The sequence below is a fragment of the Citrobacter sp. RHBSTW-00944 genome, from assembly GCF_013615435.1.
GTDB classification, from domain to species: Bacteria; Pseudomonadota; Gammaproteobacteria; order Enterobacterales; family Enterobacteriaceae; genus Citrobacter; species Citrobacter braakii.
The window spans coordinates 3,586,229-3,601,519 of the sequence record NZ_CP055418.1 but is presented as its reverse complement, the minus strand read 5'-3'; the positions used below and the strand labels follow the sequence as shown (position 1 = coordinate 3,601,519).

Genomic DNA, 15,291 nt, shown 5'->3' with positions numbered 1-15,291 from the left:
AGCCTTATTGACCAGGCCTCTAAGGAGCGATAATGAGTATTCCTTTCACCCGTTGGCCGGAGGAGTTTGCCCGCCGCTATCGTGAAAAAGGTTACTGGCAGGATTTGCCGCTGACCGACATTCTGACCCGTCACGCCGACAGCGACCATACGGCGGTGATCGATGGCGAACGCCATCTGAGCTATCGTCAACTGAATCAGGCCACTGACAATCTCGCCTGCAGTCTGCGCCGTCAGGGGATCAAACCCGGCGAAACCGCGTTGGTGCAACTGGGCAACGTGGCTGAGTTGTATATCACTTTCTTTGCGCTGCTCAAGCTGGGCGTAGCTCCGGTGCTGGCATTATTCAGCCATCAGCGAAACGAACTTAACGCCTATGCGAAACAGATCGAACCTGCGCTGCTGATTGCCGATCGTCAGCATGCGTTGTTTAGCGGAGACGATTTTCTTAACGCTTTTGTGGCTGAACACAATTCAGTGCGCGTGGTGCAACTGCGTAATGATGAAGGCGAACACAATCTGCAAACGGCGATAAGCCAGCCTGCGACTGATTTTTCCGCCACGCCATCGCCTGCTGATGAGGTGGCCTATTTCCAGCTTTCTGGCGGGACTACCGGGACGCCAAAGCTGATTCCTCGTACCCATAACGATTACTACTACAGCGTGCGTCGCAGTAATGAGATTTGCCGCTTCACCGGGGAAACGCGTTATTTATGCGCGATCCCGGCGGCGCATAACTACGCGATGAGTTCGCCTGGCGCGTTGGGGGTATTCCTGGCTGGCGGCACCGTCGTGCTGGCGGCTGACCCGAGCGCCACCCTGTGCTTCCCTCTGATTGAACAGCATCAGGTTAACGTCACGGCGCTGGTGCCGCCAGCGGTGAGCCTGTGGCTGCAGGCAATTGCGGAGTGGGGGAGCAATGCGCAATTGGCTTCGCTGACGCTGCTACAGGTCGGTGGGGCTCGGCTTTCCGCCTCGCTTGCGGCGCGTATTCCGGCGGAGATTGGCTGCCAGCTGCAGCAGGTCTTCGGCATGGCGGAAGGGCTGGTGAACTACACCCGTCTGGACGACAGTCCTGAACGCATCATCAATACCCAGGGCCGCCCGATGTGTCCCGATGATGAAGTCTGGGTCGCAGACGCTGACGGCAACCCTTTAGCCGAGGGAGAAACCGGGCGCCTGATGACGCGTGGCCCATACACCTTCCGCGGCTACTTCAACAGTCCTGAGCACAATGCCAGCGCCTTTGACGCCAACGGTTTTTACTGCTCCGGCGATCTGATCGCCATCGATCGAGATGGCTACATCACCGTCCAGGGACGCGAGAAGGATCAGATCAACCGCGGTGGAGAGAAGATCGCTGCAGAAGAGATTGAAAACCTGCTGCTGCGCCACCCGATGGTGATCCATGCCGCGCTGGTCAGTATGGATGACGAACTGATGGGCGAGAAAAGCTGTGCCTGGTTGGTGGTAAAAGAGCCGCTGCGAGCGGTGCAGGTGCGTCGTTTTCTACGCGAACAGGGCGTAGCGGAATTTAAATTACCTGACCGCGTAGAGTGCGTTGAGTCGTTACCGCTGACTCCGGTTGGGAAAGTAGATAAAAAACAATTACGTCAGTGGCTGGCATCACGTTCACTGGCCTGAAGGAGAATAAGAGATGGCAATTCCTAAACTGCAGGCTTATGCGCTACCCACGGCGCTTGATGTTCCGGTGAACAAAGTGGACTGGGCGTTTGACCCCGAACGCGCCGCACTGCTGATCCACGACATGCAGGACTATTTTATCGGTTTTTGGGGCGATAACTGCCCGATGATGGAGCAGGTCGTCGCTAACATCGCCGCACTGCGTCAGTACTGCAAAGAGCATAACATTCCGGTGTATTACACCGCTCAGCCGAAAGAACAGAGTGATGAAGACCGCGCTCTGCTCAATGATATGTGGGGACCGGGACTGACGCGTTCGCCGGAACAGCAGAAAATCGTAGAGGCGCTGGCGCCGGATGAAGCGGATACCATTCTGGTGAAATGGCGTTACAGCGCATTTCATCGATCCCCGCTGGAGCAGATGCTTAAGGAGACCGGACGTAATCAACTGATCATTACCGGCGTGTATGCGCATATTGGCTGTATGACCACCGCAACGGACGCCTTTATGCGCGACATCAAGCCGTTTATGGTTGCCGATGCGTTGGCAGACTTTAGCCGTGACGAACATCTGATGTCGCTGAAATACGTGGCGGGACGCTCCGGGCGTGTGGTGATGACTCAGGAATTATTACCGACGCCGGTACCGGCCAGCAAAGATGCGTTACGCAGCATTATTCTGCCGCTGCTCGATGAGTCCGAAGAACCGATGGATGACGAAAACCTGATCGACTACGGACTGGATTCCGTGCGCATGATGGCGCTGGCGGCACGCTGGCGTAAGGTTCATGGCGATATTGACTTCGTGATGCTGGCGAAAAACCCGACCATTGACGCCTGGTGGACGCTGCTCTCTCGCGAGGTGAAGTAATGTCTGGATTTGACTTCGCAGGGAAAACCGTCTGGGTAACCGGCGCGGGAAAAGGGATTGGCTACACCACGGCGCTGGCGTTTGTGAAAGCGGGTGCTGAGGTGACAGGATTCGATCGTGAATTTTCTCAGGATAATTACCCGTTTGCCACCGAAGTGCTGGATGTGGCGAATGCTGAACAGGTGGCTGAGGTGTGTCAGCGCGTCCTGCAAACGCGCGAGCGGTTGGATGTGTTGGTCAATGCGGCGGGTATTTTGCGTATGGGGGCCACCGATGCGCTGAGCATTGAGGAGTGGCAGCAGACGTTTGCGGTTAACGTTGGTGGGGCGTTCAATCTGTTTCAGCAGACGATGGCGCAGTTTCGTCGCCAGCAGGGCGGGGCAATCGTGACCGTCGCGTCGGATGCGGCGCACACGCCGCGTATCGGTATGAGCGCATACGGTGCGTCAAAAGCCGCGCTGAAAAACCTGGCACTGACCGTCGGACTTGAACTGGCAGGCAGCGGTGTGCGTTGCAATGTGGTTTCGCCAGGCTCGACCGACACCGACATGCAGCGTACGTTGTGGGTCAGCGATGACGCGGAGCAACAGCGAATTCGTGGGTTTGGCGAGCAGTTCAAGCTCGGCATTCCGCTGGGGAAAATCGCCCGGCCACAGGAAATCGCTAACACGATTTTATTCCTCGCTTCCGATCTGGCGAGCCACATTACGCTTCAGGATATCGTGGTGGACGGCGGCTCCACGCTGGGGGCATGACGATGATCTGGAAACGTCATTTAACGCTGGATGAACTGAATGCCACCAGTCAGAACACGATGGTGGCGCATTTAGGCATGGTCTATACCCGACTGGGGGATGATGTGCTGGAAGCCGAAATGCCGGTGGATAGCCGGACGCATCAGCCGTTTGGTCTGCTGCACGGCGGCGCGTCGGCGGCCCTGGCGGAAACATTGGGTTCGATGGCGGGTTATCTGATGACTCGCGACGGGCAGTGTGTGGTGGGTACGGAACTGAACGCCACGCACCATCGGGCGGTTGCGCAGGGGAAAGTGCGCGGCGTTTGCCAGCCGTTGCACCTCGGGCGTCAGAGTCAAAGCTGGGAAATCGTCATCTTTGATGAGCAGGGACGACGCTGTTGCACCTGTCGTTTAGGCACTGCGGTGATGGGGTGAAGTCGCCCGACAAAGTAAAATGAAATTGCAGGGTTAACGGCTAAATGAAGTGATCCAGTTAACAATGCAATGTAAATACTCAGTGATACTTCGGGTTTACATGGTTGTCAGGTTGTTAAATTCAGAAAAGATGTTATAGAAACAAAATGTAACATCTCTCTGACCAGGACAACGGAAAACCAAGTATGAATAAATCAGGGAAGTACCTCGTCTGGACAGTGCTCTCCGTTATGGGAGCATTTGCCCTCGGCTATATCGCATTAAATCGTGGCGAACAGATCAACGCGTTGTGGATAGTCGTGGCGTCGGTCTGTGTCTACCTTATCGCTTACCGTTTCTACGGCCTGTACATCGCGAAAAATGTACTGGCGCTGGACCCGACGCGTATGACGCCAGCTGTGCGTCATAACGATGGTCTGGACTATGTTCCTACCGATAAAAAAGTGCTGTTTGGCCACCATTTCGCGGCGATTGCTGGAGCGGGTCCATTAGTTGGACCGGTGCTGGCGGCGCAAATGGGCTATCTGCCGGGTATGATCTGGCTGCTTGCCGGGGTGGTACTGGCGGGGGCGGTGCAGGACTTTATGGTGCTGTTTGTTTCTACCCGTCGCGATGGTCGTTCCCTTGGCGAACTGGTGAAAGAAGAGATGGGCCCAACGGCGGGCGTCATTGCGCTGGTAGCCTGTTTTATGATCATGGTGATTATCCTCGCGGTACTGGCGATGATCGTCGTGAAAGCTCTGACCCACAGCCCGTGGGGAACCTACACCGTCGCCTTTACTATCCCGCTGGCGATCTTTATGGGGATTTACCTGCGTTATCTGCGCCCGGGCCGCATTGGTGAAGTGTCGGTTATCGGTCTGGTATTCCTGGTGTTTGCTATTATTTCCGGCGGCTGGGTGGCTGAAAGCCCGACCTGGGCACCGTACTTTGACTTTACCGGCGTACAGTTGACCTGGATGCTGGTGGGATACGGCTTTGTCGCCGCTGTGTTGCCGGTGTGGCTGCTGCTGGCGCCGCGTGATTATCTCTCTACCTTCCTGAAAATCGGTACCATTGTTGGTCTGGCGGTAGGGATTCTGATCATGCGTCCGACGCTGACCATGCCTGCGCTGACCAAGTTTGTTGACGGTACAGGCCCGGTCTGGAGCGGTAACCTGTTCCCGTTCTTGTTTATTACCATCGCCTGCGGTGCGGTCTCTGGTTTCCACGCGCTGATTGCCTCCGGCACCACGCCGAAGATGCTGGCGAATGAAGGTCAGGCCTGTTTTATTGGCTACGGCGGGATGCTGATGGAATCCTTTGTCGCCATTATGGCGCTGGTGGCGGCCTGCGTTATCGACCCGGGCGTCTATTTTGCGATGAACAGCCCGATGGCTGTACTGGCACCTGCCGGAACCACCGATGTGGTTGCGTCAGCGGCACAGGTTGTGAGCAGTTGGGGCTTTGTTATCACGCCTGATACGCTGCATCAGATTGCGAACGATGTCGGCGAACAATCCATTATTTCCCGCGCAGGCGGTGCGCCGACGCTGGCGGTGGGCATGGCGTATATTCTGCATGGTGCGCTGGGCGGCATGATGGATGTGGCGTTCTGGTATCACTTCGCCATTCTGTTTGAAGCCCTGTTTATTCTGACGGCGGTAGACGCCGGTACGCGTGCCGCACGGTTTATGCTGCAGGATCTGCTGGGCGTGGTGTCACCGGGTCTGAAACGTACCGATTCGCTGCCTGCGAACCTGCTGGCAACGGCGCTGTGCGTGCTGGCCTGGGGTTACTTCTTGCACCAGGGCGTGGTGGATCCATTGGGTGGTATTAATACCCTGTGGCCACTGTTTGGTATCGCCAACCAGATGCTGGCCGGTATGGCGTTGATGCTTTGCGCGGTGGTGCTGTTCAAGATGAAACGTCAGCGCTACGCTTGGGTGGCGCTGGTGCCAACGGCCTGGCTGCTGATTTGTACCCTGACCGCCGGCTGGCAGAAAGCGTTTAGCCCGGATGCGAAAATTGGCTTCCTCGCCATCGCTAACAAGTTCCAAGCGATGATCGACAGCGGTAATATTCCGGCGCAGTACACTCAGTCGCAGCTGACGCAGTTGGTGTTTAACAACCGCCTGGATGCGGGTCTCACTATCTTCTTCATGGTAGTCGTTGTGGTGCTGGGTCTGTTCTCCATCAAAACTGCACTGGCAGCACTGAAAGAGGACAAACCTACGTCGAAAGAAACGCCATACGAACCGATGCCTGAGAATGTCGAAGAGATCGTGGCGCAGGCGAAAGGCGCGCACTAATATTCTCTTAACCAACGAGCCCTCTCCTGAATGGGGAGGGCGTTTGTTCGACAGGGAACCACTATGTTTGAAACGCTCTCTAAAGCCGGGAAGTATTTAGGTCAAACCGCCCGATTAATGATAGGTGTGCCGGATTACGACAACTATGTTGAGCATATGCGCGTCACGCATCCGGACCTGACGCCAATGACCTACGAAGAATTTTTCCGCGAACGCCAGGATGCGCGCTACGGGGGGAAAGGCGGCGCGCGCTGCTGTTAATGTACTTCATCATTCAAGCTGCAGGCGTGTTCACCCTGGTCACTTACCTTTTGTAAGCTCCAGGGTTTCGCTGCGTTGCCGCCATCAGGCATCCCCGCACCATAATCACACCGTAAACGATTCTACTTTTTCGAAGGCTGCGCGCAGCGTCTGTGGCGTTAACGTTACCGGCAGCGCATGAATGGACTCCACCGGGCGCAGGGTGTGCGCAATCACGTTGTCGATTTCGGCGCGGTTGTTGATGTCCACTTCCAGTTGAGCCAACCGGGTTGGCAGGTTGAAGCGCTGATAGGCGGTAATTAACTGCGCCAGCACATCATCTTGTCCCAGCAGCGCGCTTTGCACCAGTATGCCGTACGCCACTTTGGTGCCATGTAAAAACTCCTCCGTTTGCGGGAGCACGGTCAGGCCATTATGTACCGAATGCGCCGCCGCCACGCGGGTGTAGCGCTCACCCAGACCGCCGACCATGCCGCCTCCGGCAATAATTGCATCCACCACATCGCAAAATGTGCGGCTCAACGTGCCTTGTTGCTTATCGACCAGCGCCTGCTCGCTGCTTTCCAACAGGACGTCGCGGATCGTCTGCGCAGCATGGATACCCAGACGTACGGTCAGAGGCAGGTTTTCCGGCTCAGGCGCGAGCACGACGGCCTCGTACCATTTCGCCAGCGTGTCGCCGATCCCTGCCAGTAAGTATTCTTCAGGCGCATTGAGAACGATCTCTGGCTCGACCAGCACGAGGAAATTGGCGTCAGCGAAAATTTCGAAATGCAGCGCCTGGCCTGCATCGTTGTACCAGACGGAGAGCGGTGTCCATGCGGCGCAGGTCGCTGCGATAGTAGGAATACCGACAAAAGGCAGACCCAGACGACGAGCCAGCGCTTTGGCTGTGTCGAGCAATGTCCCGCCGCCCACACCAATCACCACGCTGCGATTCTCTCCTGACTCTTTTGCCAGTTGAGTAACATCGGTTTCGCTGCAATGTCCCGTAAACAGCAGGTGCCTGGCATCGGCAAGATGAAATGCCTCAGGCAGATAAGGGCGGGCCGCGTCGATGGCGCGTTCACCGTACACCCAGACGGCGCGTGAGAGTTGCTCTGCGGTGAAAAAATCGTTGAGTCTTGACAGGCTGCCGGGATGGGAAAAATAGTTGGCCGGGCCGGTGACGACGCGAATCTCGGTATTACTCATGTTGTGTTGTCCTTTTGGCTGTCCTGTCAATGCAGGTTATTTTTATATAGACGTCTGAACGTCTTGATTGCCAAATACTAGCATCGTGCTATAGTGGCTTCAACCACAACATCACCCGCTGGGATAACAATAATGAGTAATAACCCGCTGATTCCGCAAAGCAAACTGCCTAATCTTGGCACCACTATCTTCACGCAAATGAGCGCGCTGGCGCAGCAGCATCAGGCCATTAACCTCTCGCAGGGATTTCCTGATTTTGACGGCCCACTTTTTTTGCAGGAACGTCTGGCGTATCACGTCGCGCATGGCGCAAACCAGTATGCGCCGATGACGGGCGTACAGCCGCTGCGCGAAGCCATTGCGGATAAAACCGCGCAGTTGTATGGCTATAAACCTGATGCGAATAGTGAAGTGACCGTGACGGCGGGGGCCACAGAAGCGCTGTTCGCCGCAATTACGGCGCTGGTGCGTCCTGGCGATGAGGTGATTTGTTTTGACCCGAGCTACGACAGCTATGCGCCCGCGGTCGAATTATCCGGCGGCGTAGTTAAACGTATCGCGCTGCAACCGCCGTCTTTTCGCGTCAACTGGCAGGAATTTAGCGCTGTACTCAGCGATCGTACCCGACTGGTGATCCTTAACACGCCGCACAATCCTTCCGCCACCGTATGGCATCACGCCGATTTTGATGCCCTGTGGCAGGCGATTAGAGAACGCGAGATCTTTGTCATCAGCGACGAAGTTTATGAGCACATTTGCTTCGCCGGACAAGGACATGCCAGCGTGCTGGCGCATTCACAGCTGCGCGAACGCGCCGTTGCCGTTTCATCGTTTGGGAAGACCTACCATATGACCGGCTGGAAAGTCGGTTACTGCGTTGCGCCTGCCGCCATTAGCGCTGAATTACGCAAGGTACACCAGTATCTGACGTTCTCAGTGAATACGCCGGCTCAGTTGGCGCTGGCGGATATGCTGCGGGAGGATCCAACACACTATCGTGAGTTGCCAGCCTTTTATCAGAAAAAACGCGATGTGTTGGTGAACGCGCTGCGTGACAGCCGGCTGGAAATTTTGCCGTGTGAAGGCACCTATTTTCTGCTGGTCGATTACAGTGCCGTCTCCACGCTTAACGACGTTGAGTTTTGCCAGTGGCTGACCAAAGAAGTAGGCGTTGCCGCGATCCCGTTGTCGGTTTTCTGCGCCGATCCTTTCCCGCATAAGCTGATTCGCCTATGTTTTGCCAAGCAAGAATCGACGCTGCTGGCGGCAGCCGAACGTCTGGTTGCGCTGTAGCTATTTTACTGTCCAGGCTTTGGAGAAGCGACGGTCGGCAAACAACTCTTGCAGACCGTTAATTTGTTTCAGACGTAAAACCTCATCGTCGTCCATACCTAACTCTTTACTGATTTTCTCTGCGCTCCATCCCAGTAGTGATAATTCACGAACGATTTCCGACATGGCATGAATTTTATGCCGCCCACGGGCACGGTTATGACGAATTGTCGCTGCCATGCGTTCATGGCGCTCACGCTGTAAACAGGTGACCGGCAGGTAGCCATGCAGGCGTGATTTCAGCGACGGTTTGCTTTTACCTAGCTCATGACGGTGGAAACCATCGACAATTTCGTATTCTTCCTCCGTGGAGTGAACTACCACGATGGGCTGCGTGAATCCGTCTGCTTCGAGGGATTTCTGCAGCAGCTTTTTCTCCGGAGGCGCAACGTTATTAGGGTTATAGTCATTGGGTGAGATATGCTCGTTTTTAATCCATAGTACACAGTCTACTGGCTCTTCACGAAAAGGGCTGACGCTGTGGATAGCCATTCTGAATTGGTTGATTGCTTCAATTCGTTCTTCTTCTGACAGCCCAGAAAGAAAACCAGTGAGTTCTTGAGTTAGTCGGTGTTGCATAAGATTCCCCATTGCTGGCGTTTTATTTTCATGCGTTCATTATAACGTTGGTAGTTTTTGGGTTTTGTGGGGCTGAATGACAGCGCCCGGCACCAGTAGTCGTTATTCAGCAGGACTTTACAGATACGCCGCCATGACGGAATATCCGCTGAGCCAATATCTTTTTCCTGAGTTTGCGGGATATTGTCCATGCCCTTTTTCTTATACCACTGCAAATAGATGGCGATTTTATTGCGATAATGCTCAGCGGTCTTTTCCGGCATGCTGTTGAGCAGCAGCATGGCGTATTCCTGCCAGTTTAAATGTTCGGGTTTCAATATTTTGCGGTGCCCGTAAAAATGGTTGTCCTGACCGGCATAAATTCCGCCACTTTTTACACCGCTGACACGGGCGCACATGGTTGCCCAACGCTCGGGTTCAATGACGTGATATAGCCATAATCCCTGACGCTGTTCCGGGCCAAAGGGCTCACAAATACGCATGTAACGTGTTGGGACACCGGCCTGATACATGAGATTGTATAAGGGATTGCACGACATTCTGGTTTTTGCGAACCAGGTCCAGATATCGGCAGTTTTCCAGTCATAAATCGGGTAAATATACCAGGTATGCCCGCCGGGGGCGCTGGTGGTCCAGGGTTTATCATCGGCAAAGCGCTGCTTTTGCGAATTGGCAATGGCGACAAAACGATTATATGACTCATCGGCGCGGATCCCGACCATCATGCCGGCTGGACGTTTCTCTGAATACCAGTCTGCGAACTCGCGAACAAATTGTTCAAAGGTCATGCCGGGTTGATAGAAGGAGAAATAATCTGGATCGGTTATGGCATCCGTGGGAAGCTGGCGAACCCACGGAGTACCGGGTTCCCAACACTGCCATTCTGGCTGAAATTGAGAGAGTGAATTCTGGGTGGTGAGCGGTAAAGCCACCCAATAAAAGCGCTCGATGACATCAGAATAACGTGCACGAAGCGCCTCAACATAATCAATAGTGCAGGAAAACTGGGCTTCCCAGTCGATAAATAGTACGTCAATTTTTTTATGCAGTTGGCGTGCAAGCATAGCTGTCAGATGTAACATCAGTCCTGAATCTTTCCCGCCGGAGAAAGAGACACAAACCCGAGGCAGAGTTTCCAGCGCCCAGGTTATGCGCTCCAGAGCGGCGTCCAGCACGTTTTGATCAAGCGGGATTTTATAAATAGACATATTAAACTCATATCAAAATTATTATTTAAAACAATAACAAATGCTGACAATAAGATATGCTAATTTTTTCCAGGTGCAACGTTTTAATACATTCATGGTTATTTTGAATTGCCTTCATTCATAAAAATATAAAATGAATAGGTAAAGCTCTACTTGTTAGTCCTTTGGTCATTTTTATCATTTATTTTATTAATTAAATTAACGAAGCCAGTATTGTTGAGTGACGCTCTGTTATACATCAAAAATAAATTTATTTTGGGTAAGGGGATATCGATACGGATCTCTTTTAAATTAAATGAGCCGATATATTGTTCGTAAACATCTCTTGGTAACAGACCTATGATATCTGTGTTTGAAATAATATTAATGATCGTTATTAATGAGTCGCTGCGGAAGCCAATATCTCGATTAGCCAGCAATGCGCTGGTTTTTTGCCAGTATTCTTTAACGCCAGGATCTTCAGAGATAAGTTGCGTGAACTGTTCTTTTAATATTGTTTCAAGCGTACTTTCTCCATTAATTCTCGGATGGTTTTTGTTGCAAACTAATATTGTTTCAGCAGTTTTAAATGGCGAGCATATTATCGAACGATTACTCACTGGAGCGGTAGCAATGACTAAATCTGCTTTTCTGTAAGCCAACAGATTTTCCGTACTTTCAGCAGTGATGAGTATGTTATGGTGCTCAATTTCGACATGCGAGTCTTCTCTGAGAAAATGAATAACTTCCTCGATGTTGATAATGGTTGGCAGTTGTGGACAGTAAATAACGAATTTTTTCTTCAGACTGGAGTTATTCATGATGTTTAGTGTCTGCTCCAGACTGTTGAGGTTTTTCTCAAGATGATGATGGAGGTTAATCCCCATCATCGTTGGCGTTAGGCCTTTTCCGGAGCGGATAAACAGTGGGTCATTAAATTGTGTGCGTAGCCGTTGCAGTGACTGGCTAACGGCAGAGGGGGTGATATACAAAGTTTCGGCAGCTTTAGTGATACTCAAATGTTGATAAATACACTCAAAGATAACCAATAGATTGAGATCGAACTTTTTAAGGTCATAGAGGTTAGCCATACATACCTTCCTGTGATGGTCATGTTTTGAAAAATTTAATTCTGAAATATTTTAAGTTGTGAATATTCTTGTGATTTATGTTTGTGTGCTTAATGAATTATTAATTTAAACTAAAAATAGCACATGTTGCGTAATTTTGACCAAAAAAGTTAATTTAAATGAGTGATTGACATGGGAATGATAACAACCACTCATTTTTTCACATTTATTTATTACCCATGATAATGTTTAATTTCTCCTTATCCGGTAAGCCGACTTCCTGTTGTAACGTATCGTCTTTACTCATGTAATAGATAGCCGGCGTGACGTTGGCGCCTAAATCATCCATCAACTTTTGATTGATATTCAACACTTTCATCTGCTCCGGTGAGACGGAAGTCGGGATTTGTAGCTTCATTTTCCCACCGGATGCCTCATAGTCATGCCAGGTCTTGGCCGGATCTTTTGCGGCCAGAATCGCTGCGGCGGTAGCCGGGCTTTCGGGTTTAATTACGCCAACCAGTAATGTGCGCAACTGAACTTTACCTGAGTCCACCCACGGGCGAGCCTGCTGCCAGAACTGTTTGCAATAGGGACAGAAGGGATCGGCAAACACGTAGACAATGACCGGAGCCTCTTTTTTCCCGTCCAGAATCCAGGATGCTTTTTCCATTCGCTGCCACATTTCGCGCCCGGCAGGGGCGTAGATCTCTTTTTCTATCAGCGTATTACTGAGGTTTTCGCCTTTTTCGTTATACATATAACCGGAAATGGCGTGTTTGCCGTCAGGCGTAACATAGATAGTAACGCCCATATCCTGGTATTTTCCCAGGTAGCCCTTCATTCCACCCGGCGCGTCGAAGGGTTTCAGAATAGTAATGCCCTGTTTCTCAATAGCTTTAACGGGAGCAGGAAGTTCTTCGGCGTGCACCACGGCAGGAAGCAGGGTTAAGAGTAAGGTACGTTTAAACATTGATTTTCCTTATAAAATCAGAAGGAAAGGGGGCTAAGTTGCAAAACCTATCGCAGCCATAGGTAAGATCGACCGTCTGTCGATTGCCCTTTCTTGAGTGGGGTGATGTAATCCCAATCGCTGTTACGACCTTTGTTAAGGTAATGTAGAGCGCAACACATAGCCAGCCCTGCTGGCACTGACGTTACCTGCGGGTAGCTCGGGTAATGAGGCTCCCTGCAAAGGGGGCCTTTTTTACTTTTATCTTTAGGTTCACAACATGAGTTTGAGTGGGTTGTTAGTTAACGCTTATTGATTTGATAAAGGAAACGCATTAGCCCTGCGAAGAGATTTTCGTTAACTTATCTCTCAACGAAAACACGGAGGAAGTACAGATGTCTTTGATTAATACCAAAATTAAACCTTTCAAAAACCAGGCGTTCAAAAACGGTGAGTTCATCGAAGTAACCGAGAAAGATACCGAAGGTCGCTGGAGCGTCTTCTTCTTCTACCCGGCTGACTTTACTTTCGTTTGCCCGACCGAGCTGGGTGATGTGGCTGACCATTACGAAGAACTGCAGAAACTGGGCGTAGATGTCTATTCCGTATCTACTGACACCCACTTCACCCACAAAGCGTGGCACAGCAGCTCTGACACCATCGCGAAAATCAAATACGCGATGATCGGCGACCCGACTGGCGCCCTGACCCGTAACTTCGACAACATGCGTGAAGATGAAGGTCTGGCTGACCGCGCAACCTTCGTTGTAGACCCGCAGGGTATCATCCAGGCAATCGAAGTTACCGCTGAAGGTATCGGCCGTGATGCGTCTGACCTGCTGCGTAAAATTAAAGCCGCACAGTACGTTGCCTCTCACCCAGGTGAAGTTTGCCCGGCGAAATGGAAAGAAGGCGAAGCGACCCTGGCTCCATCCTTAGATCTGGTCGGTAAGATTTAAGTCGCATAATTTGTCGGCCGGATAAACGCAGTGCATCCGGCCATTCCACAGGCGCAGTTTGCGCCTGTTTCATTCCAGCACCATGACGCAAGTTGCATTAATGCAGTCCCGCAAAGTCGGCTTGCATGATGATGTTTTCAGAGAGGGAAGAAGAATGCTCGACACAAATATGAAAACCCAGCTCAAGGCTTATCTTGAGAAACTGACCAAACCTGTTGAGCTGATTGCTACGCTGGATGACAGCGCCAAATCGGCAGAAATCAAGGAACTGCTGACTGAAATTGCTGAACTGTCAGAAAAAGTCACCTTTAAAGAAGACAATACTCTGGCGGTACGCAAGCCATCGTTCCTGATCACTAATCCAGGTTCTCACCAGGGGCCGCGCTTTGCCGGTTCTCCGCTGGGCCATGAGTTTACCTCCCTGGTGCTGGCGCTGCTGTGGACCGGTGGTCATCCATCAAAAGAGGCGCAGGCGTTGCTGGAGCAGATCCGCGATCTCGACGGTGATTTTGAGTTTGAAACCTATTATTCGCTTTCCTGTCATAACTGTCCGGACGTGGTACAGGCGCTGAACCTGATGTCGGTACTGAATCCACGCATCAAGCATACGGCGATTGACGGCGGTACATTCCAGAACGAAATTACCGATCGCAACGTGATGGGCGTTCCGGCGGTGTATATGAACGGCAAAGAGTTCAGTCAGGGGCGTATGACGCTGACTGAGATCGTGGCGAAAGTAGATAGCGGCGCAGAAAAACGTGCGGCACAAGAGCTGAACAAACGTGATGCTTATGACGTGCTGATTGTCGGTTCCGGTCCTGCGGGGGCGGCAGCGGCAGTGTACTCTGCACGTAAAGGTATTCGCACCGGTCTGATGGGCGAACGTTTTGGCGGTCAGGTTCTTGATACCGTTGATATTGAAAACTACATCTCGGTACCGAAAACCGAAGGCCAGAAACTGGCGGGCGCGCTGAAAGCACACGTTGATGACTATGATGTTGATGTGATCGACAGCCAGAGCGCAAGTAAACTGGTTCCGGCGGCGCAGGAAGGCGGTTTGCATCAGATTGAAACGGCATCCGGTGCGGTGCTGAAAGCACGCAGCATTATCATTGCCACCGGTGCGAAATGGCGCAACATGAACGTTCCGGGTGAAGATCAGTATCGCACAAAAGGCGTAACCTACTGCCCGCACTGCGATGGCCCGCTGTTCAAAGGCAAGCGCGTTGCGGTGATTGGTGGCGGCAACTCCGGTGTTGAAGCTGCTATTGATCTGGCAGGCATTGTTGAACATGTGACGCTGCTGGAGTTCGCACCTGAAATGAAGGCTGACCAGGTGCTGCAGAATAAGCTTCGCAGTCTGAAAAACGTCGATATTATTCTGAATGCGCAAACGACAGAAGTGAAAGGCGATGGCAGCAAAGTCACCGGCCTGGAGTATCGCGACCGCGTGAGTGGCGACGTTCACAGTGTGGAACTGGCGGGTATCTTTGTACAGATAGGTCTGCTGCCAAACACCAACTGGCTGGAAGGTGCCGTCGAGCGTAATCGCATGGGTGAAATCATCATCGATGCCAAGTGCGAAACCAGCGTGAAGGGGGTTTTCGCCGCTGGTGACTGCACCACCGTACCGTATAAGCAGATCATCATTGCGACCGGTGAAGGCGCGAAGGCCTCATTGAGTTCGTTTGATTATCTGATTCGCACGACAGTAGCATAAAAAAAGTAAGACTCACCTGCAATGCCAAAACCGTCAGCCATCCGCTGGCGGTTTTTTATTT

General features: G+C 52.2%; 14 protein-coding genes. 9 read left to right on the top strand and 5 right to left on the bottom strand.

The genetic code is table 11. From position 1 onward, the window contains the following. The first annotated feature begins 32 nt into the window (after positions 1 to 32). The 6 genes from entE to HV334_RS17390 all read left to right on the top strand — a co-directional run bounded on the left by entE (position 33) and on the right by HV334_RS17390 (position 6,237). Entirely contained in the window at positions 33 to 1,643 is a 1,611-nt protein-coding gene (gene entE, locus HV334_RS17415; protein ID WP_047358073.1) for a (2,3-dihydroxybenzoyl)adenylate synthase EntE, read from the top strand. Positions 1,644 to 1,656: 13 nt separating this feature from the next. Then, a complete protein-coding gene (locus HV334_RS17410; protein WP_016152199.1) occupies positions 1,657 to 2,514 on the top strand; it encodes an isochorismatase in 858 nt (285 codons plus the stop codon). Further along, positions 2,514 to 3,269, top strand: a complete 756-nt coding sequence (gene entA / locus HV334_RS17405) for a 2,3-dihydro-2,3-dihydroxybenzoate dehydrogenase EntA (RefSeq protein ID WP_103765998.1) — start codon at positions 2,514 to 2,516, stop codon at positions 3,267 to 3,269. Before HV334_RS17410 ends, entA begins: the two co-directional genes overlap by 1 nt. 2 nt (positions 3,270 to 3,271) lie before the next feature. Further along, on the top strand, positions 3,272 to 3,685 hold the full coding sequence (entH, locus tag HV334_RS17400; protein ID WP_029139447.1) for a proofreading thioesterase EntH: 414 nt from the start codon (positions 3,272 to 3,274) through the stop codon (positions 3,683 to 3,685). A 185-nt stretch (positions 3,686 to 3,870) separates the two neighbouring features. After that, on the top strand, positions 3,871 to 5,976 hold the full coding sequence (gene cstA, locus HV334_RS17395; RefSeq protein WP_016152202.1) for a pyruvate/proton symporter CstA: 2,106 nt from the start codon (positions 3,871 to 3,873) through the stop codon (positions 5,974 to 5,976). 63 nt (positions 5,977 to 6,039) lie between these two features. Next, positions 6,040 to 6,237 carry a YbdD/YjiX family protein gene (locus tag HV334_RS17390; RefSeq protein WP_019076244.1) on the top strand — a complete coding sequence of 66 codons (198 nt, stop codon included), beginning with the start codon at positions 6,040 to 6,042 and terminating at the stop codon, positions 6,235 to 6,237. Positions 6,238 to 6,342: 105 nt separating this feature from the next. Here the strand turns inward: HV334_RS17390 and HV334_RS17385 are convergent, their stop codons facing one another. Further along, positions 6,343 to 7,431 carry an oxidoreductase gene (locus HV334_RS17385; RefSeq protein ID WP_181220694.1) on the bottom strand — a complete coding sequence of 363 codons (1,089 nt, stop codon included), beginning with the start codon at positions 7,429 to 7,431 and terminating at the stop codon, positions 6,343 to 6,345. 132 nt (positions 7,432 to 7,563) lie between these two features. Between HV334_RS17385 and HV334_RS17380 the strand changes: the two genes are divergently transcribed. Continuing rightward, complete coding sequence (locus tag HV334_RS17380; RefSeq protein WP_181220693.1) at positions 7,564 to 8,724, top strand: pyridoxal phosphate-dependent aminotransferase; 1,161 nt, start codon at positions 7,564 to 7,566, stop codon at positions 8,722 to 8,724. Here the strand turns inward: HV334_RS17380 and HV334_RS17375 are convergent, their stop codons facing one another. The 4 genes from HV334_RS17375 to dsbG form a co-directional block, all read right to left on the bottom strand. Beyond that, positions 8,725 to 9,342, bottom strand: a complete 618-nt coding sequence (locus HV334_RS17375) for a ParB/RepB/Spo0J family partition protein (RefSeq protein WP_047501774.1) — start codon at positions 9,340 to 9,342, stop codon at positions 8,725 to 8,727. It abuts the gene before it with no gap. Beyond that, positions 9,327 to 10,550: a phosphoadenosine phosphosulfate reductase gene (locus HV334_RS17370; protein ID WP_181220692.1), complete on the bottom strand. Its 1,224-nt coding sequence runs from the start codon at positions 10,548 to 10,550 to the stop codon at positions 9,327 to 9,329. The genes HV334_RS17375 and HV334_RS17370 overlap by 16 nt, the downstream gene beginning before the upstream one ends. Positions 10,551 to 10,699: 149 nt before the next feature. Further along, on the bottom strand, positions 10,700 to 11,620 hold the full coding sequence (locus tag HV334_RS17365; RefSeq protein WP_181220691.1) for a LysR family transcriptional regulator: 921 nt from the start codon (positions 11,618 to 11,620) through the stop codon (positions 10,700 to 10,702). A gap of 205 nt (positions 11,621 to 11,825) precedes the next feature. Continuing rightward, positions 11,826 to 12,572: a thiol:disulfide interchange protein DsbG gene (dsbG, locus tag HV334_RS17360; protein WP_153690627.1), complete on the bottom strand. Its 747-nt coding sequence runs from the start codon at positions 12,570 to 12,572 to the stop codon at positions 11,826 to 11,828. 374 nt (positions 12,573 to 12,946) lie between these two features. Here dsbG and ahpC point away from each other — a divergent pair, with 374 nt between their 5' ends. Both ahpC and ahpF read left to right on the top strand, forming a co-directional pair. Then, positions 12,947 to 13,510, top strand: a complete 564-nt coding sequence (gene ahpC / locus HV334_RS17355; RefSeq protein ID WP_004859485.1) for an alkyl hydroperoxide reductase subunit C — start codon at positions 12,947 to 12,949, stop codon at positions 13,508 to 13,510. A 154-nt stretch (positions 13,511 to 13,664) separates the two neighbouring features. Beyond that, positions 13,665 to 15,230 carry an alkyl hydroperoxide reductase subunit F gene (gene ahpF, locus HV334_RS17350; RefSeq protein ID WP_181220690.1) on the top strand — a complete coding sequence of 522 codons (1,566 nt, stop codon included), beginning with the start codon at positions 13,665 to 13,667 and terminating at the stop codon, positions 15,228 to 15,230. Positions 15,231 to 15,291: the final 61 nt, after the last annotated feature.

Coding starts and splice junctions, on each gene's coding strand:
- entE (WP_047358073.1), top strand. CDS start 33: ATGAGTATTCCTTTCACCCGTTGGCCGGAGGAGTTTGCCCGCCGCTAT.
- HV334_RS17410 (WP_016152199.1), top strand. CDS start 1,657: ATGGCAATTCCTAAACTGCAGGCTTATGCGCTACCCACGGCGCTTGAT.
- entA (WP_103765998.1), top strand. CDS start 2,514: ATGTCTGGATTTGACTTCGCAGGGAAAACCGTCTGGGTAACCGGCGCG.
- entH (WP_029139447.1), top strand. CDS start 3,272: ATGATCTGGAAACGTCATTTAACGCTGGATGAACTGAATGCCACCAGT.
- cstA (WP_016152202.1), top strand. CDS start 3,871: ATGAATAAATCAGGGAAGTACCTCGTCTGGACAGTGCTCTCCGTTATG.
- HV334_RS17390 (WP_019076244.1), top strand. CDS start 6,040: ATGTTTGAAACGCTCTCTAAAGCCGGGAAGTATTTAGGTCAAACCGCC.
- HV334_RS17385 (WP_181220694.1), bottom strand. CDS start 7,431: ATGAGTAATACCGAGATTCGCGTCGTCACCGGCCCGGCCAACTATTTT.
- HV334_RS17380 (WP_181220693.1), top strand. CDS start 7,564: ATGAGTAATAACCCGCTGATTCCGCAAAGCAAACTGCCTAATCTTGGC.
- HV334_RS17375 (WP_047501774.1), bottom strand. CDS start 9,342: ATGCAACACCGACTAACTCAAGAACTCACTGGTTTTCTTTCTGGGCTG.
- HV334_RS17370 (WP_181220692.1), bottom strand. CDS start 10,550: ATGTCTATTTATAAAATCCCGCTTGATCAAAACGTGCTGGACGCCGCT.
- HV334_RS17365 (WP_181220691.1), bottom strand. CDS start 11,620: ATGGCTAACCTCTATGACCTTAAAAAGTTCGATCTCAATCTATTGGTT.
- dsbG (WP_153690627.1), bottom strand. CDS start 12,572: ATGTTTAAACGTACCTTACTCTTAACCCTGCTTCCTGCCGTGGTGCAC.
- ahpC (WP_004859485.1), top strand. CDS start 12,947: ATGTCTTTGATTAATACCAAAATTAAACCTTTCAAAAACCAGGCGTTC.
- ahpF (WP_181220690.1), top strand. CDS start 13,665: ATGCTCGACACAAATATGAAAACCCAGCTCAAGGCTTATCTTGAGAAA.